Origin of the sequence: Aeromonas enteropelogenes (genome assembly GCF_020097295.1) — a bacterium.
Lineage (GTDB): Bacteria > Pseudomonadota > Gammaproteobacteria > Enterobacterales > Aeromonadaceae > Aeromonas > Aeromonas enteropelogenes.
The window spans coordinates 479,485-503,035 of record NZ_CP083625.1 but is presented as its reverse complement, the minus strand read 5'-3'; the positions used below and the strand labels follow the sequence as shown (position 1 = coordinate 503,035).

At 61.4% G+C, this 23,551-nt stretch carries 19 protein-coding genes; 6 read left to right on the top strand and 13 right to left on the bottom strand.

What is annotated here, in order from left to right; all coding sequences use genetic code 11:
* The first annotated feature begins 10 nt into the window (after positions 1 to 10).
* Positions 11 to 1,252, top strand: a complete 1,242-nt coding sequence (locus LA321_RS02280; protein WP_042073324.1) for a tetratricopeptide repeat protein — start codon at positions 11 to 13, stop codon at positions 1,250 to 1,252.
* A gap of 447 nt (positions 1,253 to 1,699) precedes the next feature.
* A complete protein-coding gene (locus LA321_RS02275) occupies positions 1,700 to 2,620 on the top strand; it encodes a L,D-transpeptidase family protein (RefSeq protein ID WP_042073323.1) in 921 nt (306 codons plus the stop codon).
* 101 nt (positions 2,621 to 2,721) lie between these two features.
* Here LA321_RS02275 and sppA read toward each other — a convergent pair whose 3' ends face one another.
* A complete protein-coding gene (sppA, locus tag LA321_RS02270) occupies positions 2,722 to 4,566 on the bottom strand; it encodes a signal peptide peptidase SppA (RefSeq protein ID WP_042073322.1) in 1,845 nt (614 codons plus the stop codon).
* Positions 4,567 to 4,773: 207 nt separating this feature from the next.
* Between sppA and LA321_RS02265 the strand changes: the two genes are divergently transcribed.
* Together LA321_RS02265 and LA321_RS02260 are read left to right on the top strand one after the other, a co-directional pair.
* A complete protein-coding gene (locus LA321_RS02265; protein WP_042073320.1) occupies positions 4,774 to 6,813 on the top strand; it encodes an NADPH-dependent 2,4-dienoyl-CoA reductase in 2,040 nt (679 codons plus the stop codon).
* 106 nt (positions 6,814 to 6,919) lie between these two features.
* The gene (locus tag LA321_RS02260; RefSeq protein WP_042073319.1) at positions 6,920 to 7,468 is read left to right on the top strand and encodes an NAD(P)H nitroreductase; all 549 of its coding nucleotides are present in this window, start codon (positions 6,920 to 6,922) and stop codon (positions 7,466 to 7,468) included.
* A 521-nt stretch (positions 7,469 to 7,989) separates the two neighbouring features.
* Here LA321_RS02260 and prmA read toward each other — a convergent pair.
* Together prmA and LA321_RS02250 are read right to left on the bottom strand one after the other, a co-directional pair.
* A complete protein-coding gene (gene prmA / locus LA321_RS02255; RefSeq protein ID WP_042028149.1) occupies positions 7,990 to 8,868 on the bottom strand; it encodes a 50S ribosomal protein L11 methyltransferase in 879 nt (292 codons plus the stop codon).
* A 523-nt stretch (positions 8,869 to 9,391) separates the two neighbouring features.
* A complete protein-coding gene (locus LA321_RS02250; protein WP_042073317.1) occupies positions 9,392 to 10,402 on the bottom strand; it encodes a zinc-binding alcohol dehydrogenase family protein in 1,011 nt (336 codons plus the stop codon).
* 100 nt (positions 10,403 to 10,502) lie between these two features.
* On the opposite strand from LA321_RS02250, the gene LA321_RS02245 reads away from it, so the two are divergent.
* Complete coding sequence (locus LA321_RS02245; RefSeq protein WP_042073315.1) at positions 10,503 to 11,375, top strand: LysR family transcriptional regulator; 873 nt, start codon at positions 10,503 to 10,505, stop codon at positions 11,373 to 11,375.
* 2 nt (positions 11,376 to 11,377) lie between these two features.
* Here LA321_RS02245 and LA321_RS02240 read toward each other — a convergent pair whose 3' ends face one another.
* From LA321_RS02240 to LA321_RS02205, 8 genes are all read right to left on the bottom strand, one after another.
* Positions 11,378 to 12,808 carry a PTS transporter subunit EIIC gene (locus tag LA321_RS02240; protein WP_042028143.1) on the bottom strand — a complete coding sequence of 477 codons (1,431 nt, stop codon included), beginning with the start codon at positions 12,806 to 12,808 and terminating at the stop codon, positions 11,378 to 11,380.
* 96 nt (positions 12,809 to 12,904) lie between these two features.
* Positions 12,905 to 14,356: a sodium/pantothenate symporter gene (gene panF, locus LA321_RS02235; RefSeq protein WP_042073314.1), complete on the bottom strand. Its 1,452-nt coding sequence runs from the start codon at positions 14,354 to 14,356 to the stop codon at positions 12,905 to 12,907.
* Entirely contained in the window at positions 14,346 to 14,609 is a 264-nt protein-coding gene (locus tag LA321_RS02230) for a YhdT family protein (RefSeq protein ID WP_042073384.1), read from the bottom strand. The genes panF and LA321_RS02230 overlap by 11 nt, the downstream gene beginning before the upstream one ends.
* 94 nt (positions 14,610 to 14,703) lie before the next feature.
* Positions 14,704 to 16,044 (bottom strand): acetyl-CoA carboxylase biotin carboxylase subunit, encoded by a 1,341-nt coding sequence (gene accC, locus LA321_RS02225; RefSeq protein ID WP_042073312.1) that lies wholly within the window; start codon positions 16,042 to 16,044, stop codon positions 14,704 to 14,706.
* Positions 16,045 to 16,059: 15 nt separating this feature from the next.
* Positions 16,060 to 16,515, bottom strand: coding sequence for an acetyl-CoA carboxylase biotin carboxyl carrier protein (accB, locus tag LA321_RS02220; protein ID WP_026457431.1), 456 nt, complete (start codon positions 16,513 to 16,515; stop codon positions 16,060 to 16,062).
* 36 nt (positions 16,516 to 16,551) lie between these two features.
* Positions 16,552 to 17,001 carry a type II 3-dehydroquinate dehydratase gene (aroQ, locus tag LA321_RS02215; RefSeq protein WP_026457432.1) on the bottom strand — a complete coding sequence of 150 codons (450 nt, stop codon included), beginning with the start codon at positions 16,999 to 17,001 and terminating at the stop codon, positions 16,552 to 16,554.
* Between the two features lie 287 nt (positions 17,002 to 17,288).
* The gene (acs, locus tag LA321_RS02210; RefSeq protein WP_042028138.1) at positions 17,289 to 19,235 is read right to left on the bottom strand and encodes an acetate--CoA ligase; all 1,947 of its coding nucleotides are present in this window, start codon (positions 19,233 to 19,235) and stop codon (positions 17,289 to 17,291) included.
* Positions 19,236 to 19,477: 242 nt separating this feature from the next.
* Positions 19,478 to 21,922, bottom strand: coding sequence for a sensor domain-containing protein (locus LA321_RS02205; RefSeq protein ID WP_082043464.1), 2,445 nt, complete (start codon positions 21,920 to 21,922; stop codon positions 19,478 to 19,480).
* A gap of 262 nt (positions 21,923 to 22,184) precedes the next feature.
* Between LA321_RS02205 and LA321_RS02200 the strand changes: the two genes are divergently transcribed.
* Positions 22,185 to 22,454 carry a hypothetical protein gene (locus tag LA321_RS02200; protein ID WP_042028137.1) on the top strand — a complete coding sequence of 90 codons (270 nt, stop codon included), beginning with the start codon at positions 22,185 to 22,187 and terminating at the stop codon, positions 22,452 to 22,454.
* 4 nt (positions 22,455 to 22,458) lie between these two features.
* On the opposite strand, the gene LA321_RS02195 is transcribed toward LA321_RS02200, so the two are convergent.
* Positions 22,459 to 22,827, bottom strand: a complete 369-nt coding sequence (locus LA321_RS02195; RefSeq protein WP_042073311.1) for a hypothetical protein — start codon at positions 22,825 to 22,827, stop codon at positions 22,459 to 22,461.
* A 4-nt stretch (positions 22,828 to 22,831) separates the two neighbouring features.
* Positions 22,832 to 23,500, bottom strand: coding sequence for a molecular chaperone TorD (gene torD, locus LA321_RS02190; RefSeq protein ID WP_017788403.1), 669 nt, complete (start codon positions 23,498 to 23,500; stop codon positions 22,832 to 22,834).
* Positions 23,501 to 23,551: the final 51 nt, after the last annotated feature.

Here is a 23,551-nt window from a genome sequence, read left to right as displayed (position 1 = left end):
GAAGGTGGCGATGAACAAGTTACACAAGATGATCCTCGCCCCGGTCGCCATGGCGGTGCTGCTCAGCACCGCCAGTTGGGCCGCCGAGCAGCCGACCCTGTCGGATCGAGCCTATCGTGCGGTCAACAAGGCGCAGGAGCTGATCACCGAGAAACGCTATGGCGATGCCAATGCCAAGTTGCAGGAGGCCTTGTCCGGTACCGGTGAGCGGGTCTACGACAAGGGGGTTATTCTGCAAACCCTCGGCTTCGTGGCCGCGCAGCAGGAGAAGTATGGTCAGGCGACCAAATACTTCGCCGATGCCATCGCCACCGGCGGCCTGCCGCCCGTGGTGGCCCAGCAGGTGCGCTACAACCTGGCCCAGCTTTATATGGCTGAGGGCAACTTTCAGGGTTCGGTAAAGACCATGAAGGAGTGGTTTGCCAACCAGGGCAAGGGTGACAAGCCAAACGCCCACGCCTACATCACCCTGGCCAACGCCCATGTGCAGCTCAAGCAGTACCGGGAGGCGATCCCTGCGGTGGATCAGGCGATCAGGCTGTCGGCGGGCAAGGCACCGGAGTCCTGGTACCTGCTCAAGATGGGGGCCCACTACGAGCTCAAGCAGTACAAGCCAGCCACCGAGGTGCTGACTACCCTGGTCAACATGTTCCCGGAGAAGAAGAAGTACTGGACCCAGCTGTCGGCCATGCACATGCAGGCGGGCAATGATGGCAAGGCGCTGGCGGCGCTGGAGTCGGCCTACAACCTCGGCATGCTGACCGAGGCAACCGAGCTGCAGCGGCTGGCCAATTACCTGGCCTTTGTCGGCATTCCCCATCGCGCCGCTCGGGTGATGGAGAAGGGGATGAAGGAGGGGGCGATTGAGGCGAGCGCCGGCAACTACAAGACGCTGGCCAACTACTGGCATCAGGCCAAGGAGCTGGATCCGGCCATCGATACGCTGGCCAAGAGCTACCGGTTGGCCCCCAGCGCCGAGCTGCAGTTGAAAATGGCGCGCATGATGATCCAGAGCAAGCGCTATCAGGACTTGGTAGCACTGGCTGCCAAACCTGCGGCGAATGCCAGTGGCGAGCAGCGCGCCGATCTGAAGTTCCTGAGCGGGATTGCCTATTTCGAGCAGCAAAAACCGAAAGAGGCGCTCAATGCCTTCACCCAGGCAGCCCAGAATGGCAATGTCAGCGGCCGCGCCTCTCCCTGGATTACTTTCCTCAAGGAGCAGACCGGTGCCACGGACGCCACGGTGCAGTAGTGAGCGTGACACAGCAATACCAATGACAACACAACCCGTAGTCCCTTTTATGGTTGCCTGGTGGCTCCATTGACCGCTCCTCGGAGCGGTTTTTTTATGGTCGCTGGTTGCTGGCCCGAGACTGGCTGGCCATATGGCGTGCAGCCCGTTAGCCGATGAGGATGGATTGCGGCAACGGGAGCGTACAACACTGGGAGGGGCAATTCAGGCTGTTCATCTTTTGCTCATGGTGGCGTGGGCACTCTGGCAGGGGAGAGGATCTCCCCCGATGGCGGTCTGTCGGCTGATTTTGATGGTAAAAGCGTTACGTCGAAGTTGAAATTTTGGCCGACACAGGAAAGAATGCGCGCTCGGTTATTGGCCTGTGGTGCAGGTTGACCCGCCACCGGCAGACCGAGGATGACAGGGCCGTCGGCCCATTGGTACAGGAAACCATACAGGAATTTTATGAATCCCCTTCGCACTGCCGCTTCGGCCCTTTTATGCACACTCGCACTGGTCAGCCAACAGGCCGCCGCCGTCGAGTACCGTCTGCCTGCGGCCAACAGCCGTCTGATCGGCGAGAACCAGGAATATGTGGTGCCCGCGGACAACCGTCCGCTGGAGCAGATCGCCTCTGACTTCCAGTTGGGTCTGACCAACATCATGGAAGCCAACCCCGGGGTCGATCCCTACCTGCCCAAGGCAGGCAGCACCCTGATCATTCCCCATCAGCTGATCCTGCCCAATGCACCCCGCGAAGGGATCGTCATCAACGTGGCCGAGATGCGCCTCTATTACTACCCGAAAGGCAAGAACGTGGTGCAGGTGCTGCCCATCGGCATCGGCCAGCTGGGGGTAAACACCCCGGAGAACTGGATCACCAAGGTGGAGCGCAAGCGCGCCAACCCGACCTGGACCCCGACCGAGAACATCCGTCGCCGCTACGCCGCCCAGGGCAAGACCCTGCCTGCGGTCTGGCCGGCCGGTCCTGACAACCCCATGGGTCTGCACGCCCTCTATATCGGCAACCTCTACGCCATCCACGGCACCAATGCCACCTTCGGCATCGGTCTGCGGGTGAGCAGCGGCTGCGTCCGTCTGCGCGCCGACGATATCAAATACCTGTTCGACCACGTGCCGGTCGGCACCCGCGTCCAGTTCGTCAACCAGCCGGTCAAGACCACGGTCGAGCCGGATGGCGGTCGCTACATGGAAGTGCACGAGCCGCTGTCGCGCACCGAGGAGGAGTTCAACTCCACCGCCGCCGTGCCGCTGCCCATGACCCAGGCCACTACCCGCTTCATCGCCCACGCCGACTCTGACTCCAATGTGGTCAAGCAGGTGCTGGAGCAGCGCAGCGGCATGCCGACCCGCCTCAATCCCTGATGAAGGCTTTGCCTTTCAAGAAGGCCCGGGCAGGCTAACGAAAACGGCGACCATCTGGTCGCCGTTTTTTATGGCTGGCGTCTGAGCGCCATCAATTGGGGTTACTGCACGCAGACCGGGCAGAAGGCGTAGGTGCCCTGCGGGTCGTTGAAGCGCGTCAGCGGATCCAGGTTGCGCTTCACCTCCACCATGGCCTTGCCAAATCCGGCTGGCAGCCAGCTTTGCAGGTACGGTGCCAGCGCCTGGACGCTGCTGTCGAACAACTGGCGCAGGAACTTGTCCCTGGCTGACTCTTCCTGCTCGATGGGGCTTACCTGCCACTCCTTGAGATTGGCGAGGTCGGCGGCGGCCTTGAGGGCATCGTTGAGGTTGCCGAACTCATCCACCAGACCCAGTGCCTTGGCATCCTCACCGGTCCAGACTCGCCCTTCGGCGGCTTTTTCCGCCTCTTCCGGGCTCAGACCGCGCCCCTTGCCCACCAGATCGACGAAGCGCTGGTAGGTATCCTCCACACTCAGCTGGATGGCCTGGCTGACGTGCTCGGGCAGGGCTCGGGTCAGACCGACGCCGACGTAATCCGTGGTGCCGACGCCATCGGTATATACCCCGTACTGGGAGAGTGCCTTGTCGATGGTGGCGAACATGCCGAACACCCCGATGGAGCCGGTGAGGGTGGTGGGGGAGGCGAAGATCTTGTCCGCATCGGCGGAGATCCAGTAGCCACCGGAGGCGGCGTAGCTGCCCATGGAGATCACGACCGGCTTGCCGGCCTGTTTCAGGGCCAGCAATTCGGCGCGGATCTGCTCGGCGGCGAAGGCGCTGCCGCCGGGGCTGTCGACCCGCAATACCACGGCTTTTACCTTGTCATCGCGACGGGCATCGGCCAGCAGCTCGGAGAGGCTGTCTCCGCCTATGGTGCCGGCGGGTTGCATGCCGTCCATGATGGCGCCGCTGGCGACGATGAGGCCCACTTCGTCCTTGCCGCTCTGTGGATATTGCTCGGGAATGGCGGCCAGATACTCCTTGAGGCCGACCCCTTTCCAGCCGTGATCCTCGTCTTCTCCCACCTCCTTGATCACCGCCTGGGTCATCTCGTCACGGGTGGCGAGCTGATCCACCAGACCGTTGTCGAGGGCGTAGTTGGCGGCATTGCCACCGGCCTTGCGCAGCAGTTCGAGGAAGCGATCCTTGCCCGGTGCCACGATCTCCGAGTCTATCTCCCGCTGGTTGGCCACGTCGGCAACATAGGATTGCCACAGCTGATCCAGCCAGCGCTGGTTCGCCTCCTTGCTCTCGGGGGACATGTCATCCCGGGTGTAGGGTTCGACGAAGGATTTGTAGGTACCGACCTTGAACACATGGGGGGTGATGTTGAGTTTCTCCAGCGCCGACTTGAAGTAGGTCTGGTAGACGCCCAGTCCCTCGATCACCACGGCGCCACTCTGGTTGAGCAGCACGTGGTCGGCGTGAGCCGCCAGCAGGTATTGCCCCTGGGTATAGAAGTCGGCCATGGCGATGACCGGCTTGCCGCTCTCCTTGAAGGCATCGATGGCGCTTGCCACCTCCTGCAATTTGGAGAAGCTGGCGCCCTGCAGCCCCTGGGGCTTGATCACCAGCGCCTTGATGCGATCGTCATCCTTGGCGTTGTGAATGGCCCACAGCAGATCGGAGAGCACGATCTCGCTCGGCTGCTCGTCGCTGCTGTCCATCTGGCGCAGTAGCTGCACAGTGGGGTCTGTCTGGGAACGCTGCTCGACCAGCACGCCGTTGAGGTTGAGAGTGAGCGCCCCTTCGATGGGGGCCACCGGAGCCTCTTTCTGGCCGAAGCTGACGACGATGACCAGCACGACCAGCAGAAACAGCAGATTGACCAGCATCAGGCGGGTGAAGTTGAGCAGGCGCCACAGGCTGCGGAACAACCAGCCCAGGCCTTTGAAAATAGACATAGTCGCGTTATCGCCCTGTTAATGGGGGAGGAGGGGCCATTATTAACCAGTTGGGGGCGAAATTGCCATTTCCGGCTGGTGGATCCGGCGCCCGGGATTCAGGACACGGCTGTGCGCTGAAAAATTGTCCAAACATTTGTTTGAAAAAGAATTTTCGATTCTTTACTCTAGCTCCACATTGATAACAAAAAATTAACTGGAGGCCCTGTGAGTCGTTATCCAACCCTGCTGACCCCGCTCGATCTCGGCTTTACCCAATTGCGCAACAGGGTATTGATGGGTTCGATGCACACCGGCCTCGAAGAGGAGAAAGGGGGCTTTGACAAGCTGGCCGCCTTCTATGGCGAACGCGCCCGTGGCGGGGTCGGCCTCATCGTGACCGGCGGTATCGCCCCCAACCTGCGTGGGCGCCTGGTGCCTCACGGTTCCCAGCTGAGCTTTCCCTGGCAGGTTGCCAAACACAAGAAGGTGACCCGGGCGGTCCATCAGGAGGGGGGCAAGATAGCGCTGCAGATCCTCCATGCCGGCCGTTACGCCTATCACCCCTTCAGCCTGGCACCGAGTGCCCTCAAGGCTCCCATCTCCCCGTTCAAGCCGCGCGCCATGAGCGAGCGGCAGATCCGCGGCACCATCCGCGACTTCGCCGCCACCGCCGCGCTCGCCAGGGCGGCAGGTTATGACGGGGTCGAGGTGATGGGGTCGGAAGGCTATCTCATCAACCAGTTCATCTGCGAGCGCACCAACAAGCGTACCGATGGCTGGGGTGGCAGCAGCGAAAACCGGATGCGTTTCCCGGTGGAGATAGTGCGTGCCATCCGCGAGCGGGTCGGCCCGGATTTCATCATTATCTTCCGTCTCTCCATGCTGGATCTGGTGGAGCAGGGCTCGACCCTGGAAGAGGTGATCGCCCTTGGCAAGGCGCTGGAGCAGGTGGGGGTGACCCTGATCAACACCGGCATCGGCTGGCACGAGGCGCGCATTCCCACCATCGCCACCAGCGTGCCGCGCGGCGCCTTCAGCTGGGTGACGGCAGAGCTGAAAAAACACCTCAAGGTGCCGCTTATCACTACCAATCGCATCAACACCCCGGAGGTAGCCGAGCGCATATTGGCGCAGGGGGACGCGGATATGGTCTCCATGGCGCGCCCCTTCCTGGCCGACCCCGAGTTCGTCATCAAGGTCGCCGAAGACAGAGCTGACGAGATCAACACCTGCATCGCCTGCAACCAGGCCTGCCTCGACCACATCTTCAAGCAGAAGCGCGCCTCCTGCCTGGTCAATCCGCGCGCCTGCTTCGAGACCGAGCTCACTTTCGGCCGGGTGCCCCAGCCCAAGAAGCTGGCGGTGGTGGGGGCCGGTCCGGCCGGACTCGCGTTTGCCTGCTACGCCGCCGAGCGCGGCCATCAGGTGAGCCTGTTCGATCAGGCGAGCGAGATAGGCGGCCAGTTCAACTTCGCCAAGCAGATCCCGGGCAAGGAGGAGTTTCATGAGACCCTGCGTTATTTTGCCAAACGGCTGGAGAAGTGCGGCGTCGAGCTTTATCTCGGCCAGCGCCAGAGCGCCGAAAGCCTCTTGGGCGGCGGCTTTGACGAGGTGATCCTCGCCACCGGCATTCGCCCGCGTACCCCCAATATTCCTGGCATCGAGCATCCCAAGGTGTTGAGCTACCTGGACGTGCTGCGCGATCACAAGCCGGTGGGCGAGAAGGTGGCGGTGATCGGTGCCGGCGGCATCGGCTTCGACGTGGCCGAGTACCTGGTGGAGAAAAGGGTGGCGCAGTCATCCCACGGGGACGGGGATCTTCGTCGTGACCACTGGCTCAAGGAGTGGGGCATCGACCGGCAGCTTGCCGGGCGTGGTGGCCTGACGGCACCCGAGATCGACGCTCCCGAGCGCCAGATCTGGCTGCTCCAGCGCAAGGAGAGCAAGGTGGGTGACGGCCTTGGCAAGACCACCGGCTGGATCCACCGCACCGTCTTGAAGAACCGCAAGGTGCAGATGCTCTCCGGGGTGCAGTACCTGCGTATCGACGACGAGGGTCTCCATATCCAGGTGGGCGACAAGCAGCAGTGCCTGCCGGTGGATCAGGTGATCATCTGTGCCGGGCAGGAGCCGCTCAAGGAGCTGCAAGTCGGCCTGCAGGCTGCCGGCAAACCGGTGCACATCATAGGCGGCGCCGATGTGGCGGCGGAGCTCGACGCCAAGCGGGCGATCCGTCAGGGGGCGGAGCTGGCTGCCGTCATCTAGGTACCAGGCACTTTGGTCATGTCATAAACCCCTGAGCCTCAGGGGTTTTCTTCATTCGGCGCTGTGCTAAGGTAGCGCCATCATAGCCCCAGACAAGGAACTGCCCATGGATGCCCTTACCCTGTTGCTCAATCGCCACTCCTGTGGCCGTCTGGCCGAGCCGGCTCCCGCTGGCGAGGTGCTCGACAATATTCTCAAGGCCGGGCTGCGGGCGCCGGATCACGGTACCCTGACCCCCTGGCAGTTCATCCTGTTTGAAGGGGAAGGGCGCGAGCGGCTCGGTACCCTGCTGGGAGAGGCTGCCCGCCGCCGGGGTGAAGATGACGAGAGCATCAGGAAGTGTCAGGAGGCGCCGCTGCGGGCCCCGCTGGTAGTTGCCGTCGCGACCCGTTATCAGGAACACCCCAAGGTACCGAAACTGGAGCAGGAGCTCTCCGCCGGTTGCGCCCTGATGGCGATGCAGATGGCGGCTCAGGCGCAGGGATTCAACGGCATCTGGCGCTCCGGCTGGTTCATCTTCGATGAGCAGATCAACCAGGGATTGGGGCTGGGGGCAGAGGATCAGCTGGTGGGCTTCCTCTATCTCGGCACTCCCATGCTGGAGGCGCGCAAGCTGCGTGAATTACCCCTCGGCGAGTATGTCCGCCGTTTCTGAGTCGCTGACTCTGCTTCGATAGTCTCGGACAAAGCCCTGATCCATCAGGGCTTTTTTTGGCAAACTTCGGATAGTAACCAGAGTGGCCACTGAAAATAAATGGGGGCAGATCGGGATGACGGGCCGTAGCAGGGAATTTTTTAAATAGTGAGATACGCCTCTCAATCCTGGAGTATTTAGCTATGTAAAACGTTTGCGCATCCATTAATATCCCCCTGCCAGTTTAGAAGGGCATCCCTTCTAATTTTTCTGCGATGAGAGTCGCAATTCCGTAGCACCTTTTTAAACAGCCCAACGTCCTCGTGACATTGGGCTTTATTTTTATGGTGTTTTCAGCCGTGTTCTGGCAATTCTCATGGCCTGATATCCGCCACTCTCCACGCCATCTGCGCGATGAAGTTTTTCCCTGGTCCTGGTGTGTGAAGCAGCATTGCGAGTGGATAAACGGGGGCGAGCAGGCGAGCAAATAGAACAAGGGCACCCGAAGGTGCCCTTGTCGTCGTCATGCTGCCTTTTCGCTATCAGCCGTGTTTGCGGCCGGATAGGCGGCACCACTCCTCTTTCACTGCGGTCGGATCCATCTCGAACCACTGACCGTAGATAGTCTCCAGCTCGGGGGCCTGGCTCTCCAGCACGCCGGAGAGGGCCATCAGGCTGCCCGGCTTGCCCAGACCGGCGATCAGCGGCGCCAGCTCACGTAGCGGGCCGGCCAGGATGTTGGCGACCACCACGTCGGCCAGCAGCCCTTCCGGTTGCTCGGCGGGCAGATAGAGCTCGATCTGGTCGGCGACGCCGTTGCGCATCGCGTTGTCACGGCTGGCCTGGATGGCCTGCGGATCGATGTCGATGCCGATCACCCGGGCGGCGCCGAGTTTCAGGGCGGCGATGCCGAGAATGCCGGAGCCACAACCGAAATCGACCACGGTTTTGCCGGCCAGATCCAGCCCGTCCAGCCACTGCAGGCAGAGGGCCGTGGTGGGGTGGGTACCGGTACCGAACGCCAGACCCGGATCCAGCATGACATTGACCGCCTCGGGGTCCGGCACATCGCGCCAGCTCGGGCAGATCCACAGCCTCTCGCCAAACTGCATGGGGTGGAAGTGATCCATCCACTCGCGTACCCAGTCCTTGTCTTCCAGCTGCTCGACCTTGTAGCCGACGTTCTCGCCGAAGATCTGCTGGAAGAAGGCGATGGTGGGGGCCGGATCGGTTTCGGCGTCGAACAGACCCATCACCTCGGTCTCGCCCCACAGCGGGGTTTCGCCGGGCATGGGTTCATAGACGGGCACATCCTTGGCATCCATAAAGGTCACCGCCTGGGCACCACGCCCCAGCAGCATGTTGCTCACCTTGTCTGCGGTCTTGGCAGTGGCGTTGATTCGAATTTGTATCCAGGGCATGGCGTCGACTCTTCATAAATGTGAAACCGCGGGATTCTACCATCATGGGGCTTTGCTGTCGTGGTTTGCCCATGGGGGGTGGTGGAGCAAGGCAACTTTGCCAAGTTGGCATGGTTAATGTATTCCCCAATGGGTGACGGGAAGCAACCTGTTCCCGCTGAATGCTTTGCTCTAGGAAAGTTCCGTCATTGCTTGGCCACCTTCGGGTGGCTTTTTTTGTTTCAAACCGATGGCGTGAGAGTGGCATGGGACTTTGAATAGTCGGAGAGAGGGGAAAGTCTGCAATAAACGGCGTATTGGCACACAAGCTGCAAAAGCCAATCTGTCCTGCAAAGGATGTGTGTGTGATTGTTACCCCAATGTTCAGGTATTTAGGGCCATTCCGACGGAATGGCCCCTTTTTTATGTCATCTCTTCAATCATGTCGCGCCTGATTGCCGGACAACCGACCGGCCCTGTGCCTTGATGGGGCTTGCCGTTGGTGAAAATACCCCAGCTTGGTGCGTTTTTTACCTCCAAGGGACTAGAAGCCGCTCATATCGATCACCAGCTTGCCCATCATGCGGCCGGCTTCCAGCTCGGCATGGGCCCGGGCCAGGGCGGCCGGTGTCAGTTCGGGCAGCGTGTGGGTCAGGGTGCTCTTCAGCACGCCCTGATCCACCAGGGTGGCAACCTGTTGCAGCAGCCTGTGCTGCTCGATCATGTCCGGGGTCTGGAACAGGGAGCGGGTAAACATGAACTCCTGGCTGAAGGTGGCGCTCTTGCTCTTGAGCAGGGAGAGATCCCAGGGATCTTTCGATTCGGCGATGGTACAGATGTGACCGAACGGGCGAATGAGATCTGCCATGGCTTGCCAGTGCTGCTCGGTGGCATTGGTACAGAAGATGGCGTCCACCTGGTCGATGCCAAGGTCGGCTAGATCCGATGACAGGCTATGATGATTCACCACCTGATGGGCCCCCATCTGCTGGCACCAGTCGCGAGTCTCGGGGCGGGAGGCGGTAGTGATCACTTCCATGCCGGTGAGCTGGCGGGCCAGCTGAATGGCGATGGAACCCACTCCGCCAGCACCGCCGATGATGAGCAGCCGGCCTGTGCTCTCGCGAGTGAGGCCAAGGCGCTCGAACAGGGCCTCCCAGGCGGTGATGGCGGTCAGTGGCAGGGCGGCGGCCGCTACGTCGCTCAGAGTGGTAGGGGCGAGGGCGGCGATGCGTTCATCCACCAGTTGCAGAGCGCTGTTGCTGCCGGGGCGGCTGATGTCACCGGCATACCAAACGCGGTCGCCCGCCTTGAACAAGGTCACCTCGCTGCCGACGGCAACGACGTCGCCCACGGCATCCCAACCCAGCACGCGGGGGCTGCTCTCTACCTTCTCCTTGGGGGCGCGCACCTTGGTGTCGACCGGGTTGACGGAGGTGGCGTTGACTCGCACCAGCAGGTCGCGTGGGCCCGGCGTCGGGGCGGGCAGATTGGCCTCGATGAAGCAGTGGGGGTGATCGCTTGGCAGGTAGTGAGTCAGGGCGATGGCTTTCATGGCAGTTCCTTTCAAATCGGTTGGAGGGGGATTGCCAGCCACTCTAGTCTGTCTGATTATTCGGATTAAGATGGGTAATTGGTAAAGACTGTTTGAATATATGAACAATGTCGAACTGGAATTGATGGGGCTGTTTGCCACCGTGGTGGAGCAGGGCAGCTTTACCCGGGCGGCCGAGCTGCTCGGCATGCCAAAGTCCTCGGTGAGCCAGAAGATCTCGCGGCTTGAGTCACAGCTTGGGGTGCGGTTGCTTCAGCGCACCACCCGCAGGCTCAGCCTGACCCCTCAGGGTGAGATCTATGTAGAACACTGCCGCGGATTGCTGACCCTGGCCCGCAGCGCCAATCTGGCGATGGCGCGGCTTCGCAGCGCTCCCGCCGGCCGGGTGCGGATCACTGCGCCCGAGGCGACCGGCACCTTGCTGCTTGGCCCTATCCTGGCCGAGTTTCGCGCCCTCTATCCCGAGGTGGTGCTGGAGCTGACCCTGAGTGACGAGCAGCTGGATCTGGTGGGGGAGGGGTACGATCTGGCGCTGCGGGCTGCGCCGCTAAAGGATTCCAGCCTCATCTGCCGGCGCATCGGCGAGGTGGCCCGTTATCTGGTGGCCTCTCCCGGTTATCTGGCGCGCCACGGCATGCCGCAGCGGCTGGCCGAGCTGGCGCACCATGTCTGTCTGGTTCACACCGCTCTTCCGGTGTGGCCGTTGCAGGAGGGGGGCTGGCGACCGCAGGGGGCTTGTGCCAGCAACAGCCTGCTGGCGCTGCGGGAGCTGGCGCTTCATGACGGGGGAATCGCCCTGTTGCCGCAGCATGTTTGCGAGAGCGGGCTGGCCAGCGGGAAATTGCAGAAGATCCTGCCCATGATCCCCATTCCCACTAATCCGTTTTACCTCATCTACCCGAGCCGGGAGCACCTGGCTCCCGCCCTGCGCAGCCTGATGGATTTTGTGGCCGAGCGCCTGCCGTTTGCCTGAGGCTACCAGCCGCTCTGGCTGGCCGACTCCTGATTGGGCTTGAGGCCGATGGGCACGGACTGGCGTTCGGCCATCATGCGGATCTGCCCCTCTATCAGGTTGGCGCTGGGGCCCAGCACCAGCACCAGTTGATGATCGTTGAGCTGGATCCAGGAGAGGCAACCGAGCTCGAGAAAGCGGGACTGATCCACCAACTCGATGTCGCGCACCCGCAGGCTGAGGCGGGTCAGGCAGACGCTCATGGCCTGCAGGTTGTCCATGCCTCCCAGCACCTTGAGGTACTGGATCGCCAACATCTGGGGATCGGAGGGGGCCACGCTCGCCAGCCGTGAGTGTTCCCTGGCGATGGGTTTGCTCGGCATGCTGAGGGGGGAGCGTTCCAGCAACTGGTAAAACAGCAGGGTATAGGCGACGAAGAACAGGATGCCGACCGGGATCAGCCAGAAGCTGTGTTCGCCCGTCTGATAGCTCAGCACCAGATCCAGCAGGCCGGCGGAGAAGTAACTGCCCACCTTGATACCGAGGCTGCTGCACACTGCCAGCGACAGCCCGGTCATCAGGGCGTGGGCCAGAAACAGCCAGGGGGCGGTGAAGGCAAACAGAAACTCGATGGGTTCGGTGATCCCCACCAGCGCCGAGGTGAGCGCCAGGGTGAGCAGCAGGCCACCCTGCGGCAGCCGCCGCATCCGCTGGCGATGGAGCCAGATGGCGAAACAGGCACCCGGTAGACCGAACATAATGATGGGATAGAGGCCCGCCACATACCCTTCGTGCAGCGGCTGGGCACTGGCCAGTGCCTGCAGGTTGCTTTCGCCAAGGCCGATGACGCTGCCCAGCACCTGATGCAGGCCGAGCGGGATCAGCAGCCGGTTGAGGGTGCCGTAACAGAAGGCCCCGAGTGGCGTGGTGAGCAGCTCGGAGGTGAGCAGGGTGAGGCCACGTTCCAGTGGTGGCCACAAGAGTGACAGTGGCAGGGCGATAAGCAGGCAGGCCAGCGCCGAGCAGAGCAGGCTGGGGAATTCACCCCGGGCGAAGCGAAGCCAGCCAGGCCGTGTTTGTTGCTGACGGACCCAGGGATAGATGATGGCGGTGGTCAGTCCCGCCAGCAGGCCGCAGATCATGTCTGCATGAAGATTCGGGGCCAGGGTGTTGAAGGCGGTGCTGAGCAGCAGGAAGTTGACCGCCCCGGCCAGCGCCTGGGTGCCTTCCCCCTGCCGGCTCAGGCCAAAGGCGATGGCCACTGCGTAGATGAGTGGCATCTGGCTGAAGATTGCCTGACCGGTGAGGGAGAGCACGGCCATGTCCAGCGCATCGGGTTGCCCGAGTCGATAGACCAGGGCCGCCACCGGCAAGATGGAGACGGGCAGCAGCAGGGCATAACCAAGCCGCTGCAGGGCTTGGGTAACGACTTGTCGGGTGTCTTTTACGGGCATACGACGCCATTATTTTGTGACTCGGCGCACAGTTTACCCGTAAAACACCCATTTGGGGATAGTTTCGGAACCCCTAATTCATTTTTTACTCAATTTTTACTCGAACAACTCCCGCACTTCCCGCGAAGGCGGAGCACTGAGCAGGCTCACCACCACGAAGGCAAACAAACCGAGAGTCAGGCTGGGCACGATGGCATGCAGGCCAGCCAGCTTGATCCCCCACTGGCTCAGGATGCAGTAGCACAGAATGCCGCAGATCATGCTGGCCAGGGCGCCGCGACCGTTGGCCCGCGGCCAGTAGAGGCCGAGCACCAGGGGCCAGAGGAATACCGCCTGCAGGCCGCCGAAGGCGAGCAGGTTGAGCCAGATGATCATCTCGGGGGGCTGCAGCGCCGCCAGCAGCACCAGAGTGCCGAGGATCAGGGTGCAGAGCAGGGAGAGGCGAGGAATGCGTACCTCCAGCTTCTCCTGCTTCGGATTGAGATAGTTGAGGTAGAGATCTTTCACCAGGGTGGCCGAAGCCTGGATCAGCTGGGAGTCGATGGTCGACATGATGGCCGCCATGGGCGCCGCCAGGAAGACCCCGGCCAGCCAGGGGGGCAGCACCTCCATCATGAGAGAGGGCATGATCTTGTCCGGACTATCCATGCCGGGCAGGATAGCGCGGCCGAGGGCCCCGGCCAGGTGCATGCCGAACATCAAGAGGGCGCTCACCACAGTGCCGATCAGGATGCCGCGATGAAGCGCCTTGCTGTCGCGATAGCCAAAGCAGCGCAGGGCCGAGTGGGGCAGCCCCACGACCCCGATGCAGACCAGGATCCAGAAGCTCAGCATGAAGGGCTGGGTCAGCATGTCGCCGGCCCCCTGCGGGCTTACCAGTTTGGGATCGATCGCCTTGAGCTGGTGGATGAGGTTGGGCAAACCATCCCCCGCGATCAGGATCCCCGCCAGCAGGGCACCGGTGCCGATCAGCATGATGATCCCCTGCAGGGCATCGGTCATCACCACGGCGCGAAAGCCGCCGATGATGGTGTAGAGCAGCACGCAGCCGGCAAACAGGAACAGCCCCTGCTGGTAGGAGAGGCCGGTGGCGGTCTCCAGCAGGCGGGCCCCGCCGATGAACTGCACCACCATGGTGGCGATAAAGGCGAGGATGATGGTCACCGAGCCCAGGAACACCACGGCCCGGCTCTGGTAGCGGGCCCACAGCATGTCGTTGATGGTCACCGCATTGACCCGGCGGGCTATGATGGCGAACTTTTTGCCAAGTACCCCCAGGGTGAGCCAGACGGTGGGCAGCTGGATCATCGCCAGCAAGACCCAGCCAAGACCAATCTTGTAGGCGGCGCCGGGGCCGCCGATAAAGGACGAGGCCGACGTATAGGTGGCTACCAGCGTCATGGCCAGCACCAGGCCGCCCATGCTGCGGTTGCCGATGAAGTACTCCTGAACGAAGTTGCCGGCGGCGCGATGGCGGCTGGCCCAAAAGCCAACCCCCAGCACCAGCACCAGATAGATGAAGAGCGGCAGCATCAACTCAAGATTCATGGGAAGACTCCTTGGGCTGGAGCGGCTCGGGATCGAGGGGGATCTCCACGAACAAGCGGTTCACCATCAGGGTGCAGAGCAGGATGAACAGCAGCGGCATCAGCATGCAGCTGAGCAGGAACCAGAGCGGCAGCCCCCACAGCTCAAGCTGCGGCGGAATAAAGTAGGCGGTGCCATACCAGGCAAAGAAGTAGAGCAGGGTCAGCAGCAGGCAGAAGACTGCTTCCCGGCGGGCGAGAGCGAAACGGTTCACCTTGGCCTCCGACAATTTCGAGGGGCGCAAGGATAACAAAAAAGGGCCATGTCGCCATGGCCCTTTTTCAGCAGAAGATCCGCGGACGCGAGTCTTACAGACCCAGCTTCTTGTGCAGGTAGTGGATGTTGGTCCCACCGTGCTGGAAGTTTTCGTCCTTCATGATCTCTTTTTGCAGCGGCACGTTGGTCTTGATCCCCTCGACCACCAGCTCGTCCAGCGCGTGGCGCATGCGGGCGATGGCGATGTCACGATTCTCGCCGTAGCAGATCAGCTTGCCGATCATCGAATCGTAGTGGGGCGGTACCTTGTAGCCCGCATAGATGTGGGAATCCCAGCGCACACCCAGACCGCCCGGCGCGTGGAAACGCTGCACCAGACCCGGCGAGGGCATGAAGGTGGCCGGATCCTCGGCATTGATCCGGCACTCGATGGCATGACCACGGATGCGGATGTCCTGCTGGGTGATCGACAGGGGCTGGCCGGCGGCGATGCGCAGCTGCTCCTTGATGAGATCCACGCCGGTGACCATTTCGGTAACCGGGTGCTCAACCTGGATACGGGTGTTCATCTCGATGAAATAGAACTCGCCGTTTTCGTACAGGAACTCGAAAGTACCCGCACCGCGGTAGCCGATTTCGATACAGGCGCGCACGCAGCGCTCGCCGATGAACTTTCGCATCTCGGAAGTGATGCCCGGTGCCGGTGCCTCTTCCACCACTTTCTGGTGGCGACGTTGCATGGAGCAGTCACGCTCGCCCAGATAGATGGCGTTGCCCTGGCCGTCAGCCAGCACCTGGATCTCGATGTGACGCGGGTTCTCCAGGTACTTCTCCATGTAGACCATGTCGTTCTTGAAGAACTGGCCCGCTTCGGATTTGGTCAGCGCGATGGCGGAAGCCAGCTCGGCTTCGCTGCGCACCACGCGCATGCCGCGACCACCACCGCCACCGGCGGCCTTGATGATCACCGGATAGCCGATGCGCTTGGCGATGGCGGCGTTGTGCTTGGCGTCGTTGTCGACCGGACCGTCGGAGCCCGGTACACAGGGGACGCCCGCCTTCTTCATCGCCTCGATGGCGGAGACCTTGTCACCCATCAGGCGGATGGTCTCGGCACGCGGGCCGATGAAGATGAAGCCGGACTTTTCGACCACTTCGGCAAAATCGGCGTTCTCGGAGAGGAAGCCGTAACCCGGGTGGATGGCCACGGCACCGGTTACCTCGGCGGCGGCGATGATGGCCGGCACGTTGAGGTAGGAGTCGGTACTGGCCGGCTTGCCGATACAGATGGATTCGTCGGCCAGCAGCACATGCTTGAGCTCCCGGTCGGCGGTGGAGTGAACGGCCACTGTCTTGATCCCGAGCTCTTTGCAAGCGCGCAGGATCCGCAGGGCAATTTCACCGCGGTTGGCGATGACTACTTTGTCCAACATGGGTGGCGATTTCCCTTATTCGATGATGAACAGCGGCTCGTCGAATTCGACGGCCTGACCATTTTCAACCAGGATCGCTTTGATCACACCGGCCTTGTCAGATTCGATTTGGTTCATCATTTTCATGGCTTCGACGATGCACAGGGTATCGCCGACATTGACGTGCTGGCCCACTTCCACGAACGGCTTGGCTTCCGGGCTGGAGGAGCGGTAGAAGGAGCCAACCATGGGGGAGCGCATCAGGTGACCGCTCGGGGCGGCATCGGCGGCGGCCGGCGCAGCAGCCGGTGCAGCGGCAACAGGCGCAGCAACCGGAGCAGCTTGCGGCATGATCATCTGCGGGGCGGCAGTCACCTGACCGGAGAAGTTGCGGCTGATGCGAACGGATTCTTCACCTTCGGAGATCTCCAGTTCGGCGATGCCGGACTCTTCAACCAGTTCAATCAGCTTCTTGATTTTGCGGATATCCATTAGCATTCTCTTTCTTCTTTATCAGATAAGTGATTATCAAGCCGCGCGCAGGTGGTGCACGGCCGCGGTTAAAGCGAATTGATAGCCATCGGCTCCCAGCCCGCAGATGACGCCCTTGGCGACATCGGAGAGGTAGGAGTGATGACGGAAGGGCTCCCTGGCATGAACATTTGACAGGTGCACCTCGATAAAGGGGATGGCCACACCCAGCAGGGCATCGCGGATGGCGACACTGGTGTGGGTGAAGGCGGCCGGGTTGATGATGATAAAATCCACCTGGCCCATGGCCTGATGAATGCGGCCGACCAGCTCGTGTTCGGCGTTGGATTGCAGGTGTTCCAGGCTGACGCCGAGTTCACTGGCGCTGTGCGCCAGATCGGCGACGATCTCATCGAGCGTCTTGCTGCCGTAGATACCCGGCTCCCGTTTGCCCAGCAGATTCAGGTTTGGTCCGTTAAGCAGAAGGATTCGGTGATTTTGCGACATATTGAGTACATCCTCGATGATATTGCTGCTATCTGTCAGCTATCTTGCGGACTACCAGAAATCTAGCCATTTTCTGCGCAAATGGGTGTGCCCTGGCACACAGATTTCGCAATTATATTGATTTCGTGAAAATTAACAGCATTTTACTGGTCTAATCTCTACATCTGCCTATTTTTTGCTCGTTTATCTGCCCCGTCCACCATCTGCGCAGGGTGCCGATTCCGGCTCCGCAGAAACAACAAAGCCGACCCAGGGTCGGCTTTGTTCATCGGTAAAACGGGGCTCGATCAGGCGGCTTCCGACTTCTCGCGGATCAGCTTGTCTACCACACCCGGATCCGCCAGGGTGGAGATGTCTCCCAGGCTGTCGGTCTCGCCGGTGGCAATCTTGCGAAGGATGCGGCGCATGATCTTGCCGGAGCGGGTCTTGGGTAGCCCCTCGGCCCAGTGGATGACGTCCGGAGTGGCGATGGCGCCGATCTCTTTACGTACCCACTCCTTGACCTCTTTGTGCAGCTCGCGGCTCGGTTCTTCCCCGGCGATCAGGGTGACGTAGGCATAGATACCCTGACCCTTGATCTCGTGGGGCACGCCGACCACGGCCGCCTCGGCAATCTTGGGATGGGCCACCAGGGCCGATTCGATCTCGGCGGTACCCATGCGGTGGCCGGAGACGTTCAGTACATCATCCACCCGACCGGTGATCCAGTAGTAGCCGTCGGCGTCGCGACGAGCTCCGTCGCCGGTGAAGTAGCGACCCGGGAAGGTGGAGAAGTAGGTCTGCTCGAAGCGCTCGTGATCGCCAAACACGGTGCGCATCTGACCCGGCCAGGAGTCGGTGATCACCAGGTTGCCCTCGGTGGCCCCCTCCAGCGGTTCGCCCATGTTATCGACCAGCGCCGGTTGTACCCCGAAGAAGGGACGGGTGGCGGAGCCGGGTTTCAGGTCGGTGACGCCGGGAAGCGGAGTGATCAGGATGCCGCCGGTCTCGGTCTGCCACCAAGTGTCGACGATGGGGCAGCGCTCGTCGCCTATGGTGCGGTAGTACCACTCCCAAGCTTCCGGGTTGATGGGTTCACCCACGGATCCCATGATGCGCAGGCTCGAACGGGAAGTACCCTCGACTGCCTCGTTGCCCTTGGCCATCAGGGCGCGGATGGCGGTGGGGGCTGTGTAGAGGATGGTGACCTGATGCTTGTCCACCACCTGACTCATGCGGTTGCTGGCCGGGTAGTTGGGCACCCCTTCGAACATGATGGTGGTGGCACCGTTGGCAAGCGGGCCATAGACCAGATAGGAGTGACCGGTAACCCAGCCCACGTCGGCGGTACACCAGTAGATGTCCTCTTCGTGGTAGTCGAACACGTACTTGAAGGTGAGGGTGGCATAGACCAGGTAGCCGCCAGTGGTGTGCAGCACCCCTTTGGGCTTGCCGGTTGAACCGGAGGTGTAGAGGATGAACAGCGGGTCTTCGGCGTTCATCGCCTCGGGCGGGCAGTCGCTGCTGACGGTGGCGGTGGCTTCGTGCCACCACACATCGCGATGGCTGTGCCAGGCGACATCGCCGCCGGTACGCTTGAGCACGATCACCTTGTTGACCTGGGTTTCCGGGTTGGTGAGCGCTTCGTCCACATTCTTCTTGAGCGGCACGGCACGCCCGCCACGCAGCCCCTCGTCGGCGGTGATGACGATGTGCGAACCCGAATCTATGATGCGACCGGCCAGCGCTTCCGGCGAGAAACCACCGAAGACGATGCTGTGCACGGCCCCGATGCGAGTACAGGCCAGCATGGCGATGGCCGCTTCCGGCACCATGGGCATGTAGAGGCAGACCACGTCACCCCTGCGCACCCCTTGTGCCTTGAGCACGTTGGCAAATTTGCACACTTCGCCGTGCAGCTCGCGATAGGTCAGCTTGCGATCTTCTGCCGGGTTGTCCCCTTCCCAGATGATGGCGACCTTGTCGCCTCGATCGCGCAGGTGGCGGTCCAGGCAGTTGGCCGAGACGTTGAGCTGGCCATCCTCGAACCACTTGATGGAGACGTGGCCCGGGTCGTAGGAGGTGTTCTTGACCTTGGTATAGGGCTTCATCCAGTCGAGGATTTTGCCCTGCTCGCCCCAGAAGGCGTCCGGGTTTTCAACGGAGGCCTGGTACATGGCCTCATAACCTGCCTTGTCCAGCAGGGCGCCGTTGCTGATATGGGATTTGACCGGGTAGACCTTGCTCTCGCTCATCTGTCACTCCTGTGAAAACATCCTTTTAATAATTGAGTAACAACTTATACCTTTGGCATGAGGGGGCAATTAGACTTTTGGATAGGCGGTGCTCCGCTCCCGTACACAGGGGATGACAGAGGTGAAAGTCTTTGCAACGAAACGCCCATGGAGGGCGTTTTTTTATCCGATTGTCAGTTATGAGGTAGGAAAAATCGGCCCCCGGCATTTGCTGCACCGAGGGCCTGTTTCAATGGTGTGACCTAGGACTGGGGGGGCGGAGCCAGCCGGTGGCTCATATGTTCCACCTGTAGCGGCTTGCTGAACAGATAGCCCTGACCTTCACCGCAGTTGAGCGACTGCAAGAATGCATACTGGGCCTGGGTCTCGATCCCTTCCGCCGTGACCTCCATATCCAAGCTGTCCGCCAGATTGATGATGGTGCGGCACAGCTCGCGACTGTTCTTGTCATCTGGCAGCGCCTGGACGAAGGCGCGATCTATCTTGATACGATCGATGGGCAGGCTTTTTAGCAGGCTTAGGGATGAGAAGCCGGTGCCAAAGTCGTCGATGGCGATCTGCACCCCGAGATTTTTCAGGCGGGTGAAGAGCTCAAGGCTCTGATCGACCCGCTGAATGATGCTCTCGGTCACTTCGATTTCCAGCCGCTCTGGTGGGAATCCGGTCTCCTTCAGGATGGCGGCGACCCGCTCCACATAACCGGGGGAGCGCATCTCCCGCACCGATACATTGACCGATAGGCGGGGCACGTCCAGACCTGCCGCCAGCCAGCTCTGTCCTTGGCGGCAGGCGCTGCGCATCACCCACTCCCCGATTTTTTCGATCAGCCCGCACTCTTCCGCCACCGGAATAAAGCGGGTCGGGGCAATCATCCCCTCATGGGGGTGTTGCCAGCGTATCAGGGCCTCCAGTCCACTTAAGTGGCCAGTGGTGAGGTCGGTCATGGGTTGGTAGAAGATGCAGAGTTGATCCTGCTCCAGCGCCTTGAGCAGCCCTTGCTCCATCTGCATTCTTTCCCGGGCACGGGCGGCCATGCTGGGGGTATAGAACTGGTAGCCGTTGCGCCCCTTGCTCTTGGCTTCGTACATGGCGCTGTCTGCTGCGCTGATCAGGCTCTCGGGCGTATCGGCATGGTCCGGGTAGAGGGCGATCCCGATACTGGCGGAGATGGCGACCTGCTCATGGACCAGTTCTACAGGCTCACGCAGCACATCCAACAGGGTACTGGCCAGCATCTCCAGCTCTTCGGGCTGATCCAGATAGGGGATTAACACCAGAAATTCGTCGCCGCCAAGCCGTGTTGCGAGATCGTGTGCTTGCAGGCAGCCGTGGATCCGCTCTGCCAGGCGCTTGAGCAACTGATCGCCGACCCCGTGGCCCAGGCTGTCGTTGATCAGCTTGAAGCCGTCCAGGTCGATAAACAACAGCCCCAGTCGCTTTCGGTTGAGTTTGGCCGTCTTCAGCTCAAGGGCCAGCCGCTCCTGCAACAGATGGCGGTTGCCAAGCTCCGTCAGGGGATCGTGGTAGGCCAAATGGTTGAGCTCGGCCTCGACCTTGCGGATGGCGCTGATGTCGGAGAGGGCTATCACGAAGTGAGTGGTGTTGTTGAAACTGTCGTAGACGGCGCTGATCTGCTGCCAGGAGGAGAAGTAGCTGCCATCCTTGCGCAGGCACAGTCGCTCGCCATGCCAAGTATTGTTGCCCGGTTGCAACTGGTACCAGGGATAGTCGCGCGCACCGTGAGTTTGCAGATGCATGACCATATCCATAGTGTGCCCCATCACCTCGTCAGAGTCGTACTGGGTCAGCATGGTGAATGCCGGGTTGACCGAGATGATGCGGTGGTCGTGATCGAGAATGATGATCCCTTCGGCCGTGGTATCGAACACCACGTTGGCCTGGTGCAGCCGCTCCTCCTGACGGCGGCGGGCGGTGGCATTGTGGATCACCCCCATCACCCGGCGCCCGACGGATTCGGTGGCAGGGACGTGATCGGCATGGATGTCGACCCAGTGACGCTCATCGAGGTGGTTGATGTAACTCAAGGTGAGGTGGATTGGCTGATCCCCCAGCAGGGCGGTCTTGAGCTGGTTGCCGGATTCGGGCTCGAAACAGTCGACGAACGACTGCAGCCCCCCGAGGAAGCGGTTGTTTCGGGGGCCCAGCAGGGAGCCAATCTGCCCCTCAAACAGCAGACGGTCTTCTGTAACATGCCACTCCCAGACCCCGATCTGGGCCGCGCGCATCGCCAGTTGCAGCCGCTGCTCGGTTTCGTACTGCTCCGTGATGTCCCGCACGATGGCGAGGATCCCGTTAAGCTCCCCCCTTTCATTGCGCATCGGGCTGTAGGTGGCTTGCCAGCGCCGGTAGCTGCAGCCGTGAGCGGCGGTCTGACCCGAGATGGCGATATCCACATAGGGCACGCCGCTGCGCATGATCTGCTGAAACATGGGCTCCAGGGTAGGGGCCAACTGGGGCACCACTTCCCGCAATAACTTGCCCTGGTGCTCCGCGATGCTCTTGCCGTTGATGTCGGCCAGCACCTGGTTGACCCTGCGATAACGAAATTCGCGATCGAATACGCCTATGCCCAGCGGCGCCGTATCCATCAGCTGTTCCAGAACGGTGTGATCAGACAGCTGGGTCAGGAGTGCCTCGGCATCGGCATTGAAAAGCTTCCCGTCCATGAAGACCTCGGCATTGACTGATTTGTTACTTAAGTGGATTTCAGTATGGCACGAACTCTCGGGTAGGGAGTCAGCTGGGGTTAGGTGATCGTTTTCAGAGGGCGGCAAAAACCTCGTTCAGACCAGGCAGCAAGGGCATCTACGGAGAGATCCGCCCTCTGATAAAGGCATTAATAGCGGTCTTGCTCTTTCCTCGAGCATAAGATGCGGCAAAAATACGGAAAACAAGGCGTATGAGAGACGGTAAAGAGGAGTTTGTTTGATGATTGGATTGATGTTGCTGGCCGCGGCCTGGCAGTTTGAGGCCCCCGCGTTCGAATCGGATTTTGCCGGCCAGGGCTATGTGGAACAGGGGGCTGGACTGGCGCCATCGGTGCGTGAACAGGTAGCCGATTCATTGAACCAGTCGCTGGTCGATGAGCCGTTCCCGCTCCAGTTCAAGAAAACGCCCCGCTATCAGGGCGACTCTCCGCTGACCCGCTATCTCAACGAACGGGATGACAGCTGGCAGCTGGAAATCGGCGGCCAGTAGGCCGTCACCCCTTCTCGCGGCCGAAGGCCTGAATGCCCCGCACGAATACCAGCCAGCCGATCAGGTGAAAAGGCAGCGCCATGGCATAGAGCTGCAGCCAGTGGGCCTCGCTGCCACTGCTGTGAATGAAGTCGATCCAGGCGGCCAGCAGGGCCAGCATGCCCGCTATCTGGAAGCGGCGGCGCAGCACCACCTCGACGCCGAGGTTGGCGAGGTAAAGGGTCAGCAGTATGCCGGCGAAGCCGGTGAGCTGGGCGGTGCCGTAGAGTTCCCGGTCCGGATTGAACAGCAGGGCGACGAGGGGAGTAATGCCCTGATCCTGCGGGATCAGGGCCAGCAGCCAGCATGCTATCAGGAGCAGGGCTGTCTTCATCGGCTTAGTCGGCGGCTTGCGCCGGTTTGACCAGGCTGAGGTAGTTGGCATCCATCTTGAGGAATACCCCCAGCAGCCGGGCACTGGCGCCGTAGAAGCCGAACTGGTCGGCGGCGCGGCAGGCGGTTTCGAATTTGTCGAACCAGCCGAGCAGGTGGCCGTGCAGCAGGGACTCCTGCTCGCCGAGCCAGCTTTCACGCTGGGCGGCGGTGGTCGCCTCGGCGGCACGGATGATGAGGTTACCCATCAGATCCAGCTCGATGGCCAGGTGATCGGCAGGCTCCTTGTATTTGTCGCTGACGTTGATGCCGAGGCGATCGAGGCGGGCCTGCATCTCGCTCATGGGGGCCTGCATCAACAGCTTGCCCTCACCGCGATAGAGCGACTCGTAGGGCAGGGCGCCCTGCTTGGGGTCGACCAGGAACAGGCCGGCGAAGTCGGCGGCGAGCTCCAGCTGGCGATCCGGGCGCACCAGCAGGCGGGCAATGGCCTCGTTCAGTTCGGCCACGGCCTCGCGCATGGGGTCGAGGGTGGAGAGGCTCTTCAAGAAGCTGCGCACGTCATAGGTGTCGTATTCAGCGATCTGTGCATCACTGAGCTCGGCAGCGAACAGGGTGGAGAACCACCAGTAAAGCTCGGCCCGGCGTTCGCTGGTAGCCATGAATTCCTGCATTTATCCTCCGTGGATGACAATCGGGAGCCATAGAGGCTCCCGATTCTAACG

Excerpts from the sequence above, each read along its gene's own strand:
- LA321_RS02250 (WP_042073317.1), bottom strand. The coding sequence starts at position 10,402 with ATGAAAGCCATCGCCCTGACTCACTACCTGCCAAGCGATCACCCCCAC.
- prmA (WP_042028149.1), bottom strand. The coding sequence starts at position 8,868 with ATGCCCTGGATACAAATTCGAATCAACGCCACTGCCAAGACCGCAGAC.
- LA321_RS02280 (WP_042073324.1), top strand. The coding sequence starts at position 11 with ATGAACAAGTTACACAAGATGATCCTCGCCCCGGTCGCCATGGCGGTG.
- LA321_RS02260 (WP_042073319.1), top strand. The coding sequence starts at position 6,920 with ATGGATGCCCTTACCCTGTTGCTCAATCGCCACTCCTGTGGCCGTCTG.
- LA321_RS02240 (WP_042028143.1), bottom strand. The coding sequence starts at position 12,808 with ATGCCCGTAAAAGACACCCGACAAGTCGTTACCCAAGCCCTGCAGCGG.
- accB (WP_026457431.1), bottom strand. The coding sequence starts at position 16,515 with ATGGATATCCGCAAAATCAAGAAGCTGATTGAACTGGTTGAAGAGTCC.
- torD (WP_017788403.1), bottom strand. The coding sequence starts at position 23,500 with ATGCAGGAATTCATGGCTACCAGCGAACGCCGGGCCGAGCTTTACTGG.
- accC (WP_042073312.1), bottom strand. The coding sequence starts at position 16,044 with ATGTTGGACAAAGTAGTCATCGCCAACCGCGGTGAAATTGCCCTGCGG.
- LA321_RS02205 (WP_082043464.1), bottom strand. The coding sequence starts at position 21,922 with ATGGACGGGAAGCTTTTCAATGCCGATGCCGAGGCACTCCTGACCCAG.
- sppA (WP_042073322.1), bottom strand. The coding sequence starts at position 4,566 with ATGTCTATTTTCAAAGGCCTGGGCTGGTTGTTCCGCAGCCTGTGGCGC.
- LA321_RS02245 (WP_042073315.1), top strand. The coding sequence starts at position 10,503 with ATGAACAATGTCGAACTGGAATTGATGGGGCTGTTTGCCACCGTGGTG.
- LA321_RS02200 (WP_042028137.1), top strand. The coding sequence starts at position 22,185 with ATGATTGGATTGATGTTGCTGGCCGCGGCCTGGCAGTTTGAGGCCCCC.
- aroQ (WP_026457432.1), bottom strand. The coding sequence starts at position 17,001 with ATGTCGCAAAATCACCGAATCCTTCTGCTTAACGGACCAAACCTGAAT.
- acs (WP_042028138.1), bottom strand. The coding sequence starts at position 19,235 with ATGAGCGAGAGCAAGGTCTACCCGGTCAAATCCCATATCAGCAACGGC.
- LA321_RS02195 (WP_042073311.1), bottom strand. The coding sequence starts at position 22,827 with ATGAAGACAGCCCTGCTCCTGATAGCATGCTGGCTGCTGGCCCTGATC.
- panF (WP_042073314.1), bottom strand. The coding sequence starts at position 14,356 with ATGAATCTTGAGTTGATGCTGCCGCTCTTCATCTATCTGGTGCTGGTG.
- LA321_RS02275 (WP_042073323.1), top strand. The coding sequence starts at position 1,700 with ATGAATCCCCTTCGCACTGCCGCTTCGGCCCTTTTATGCACACTCGCA.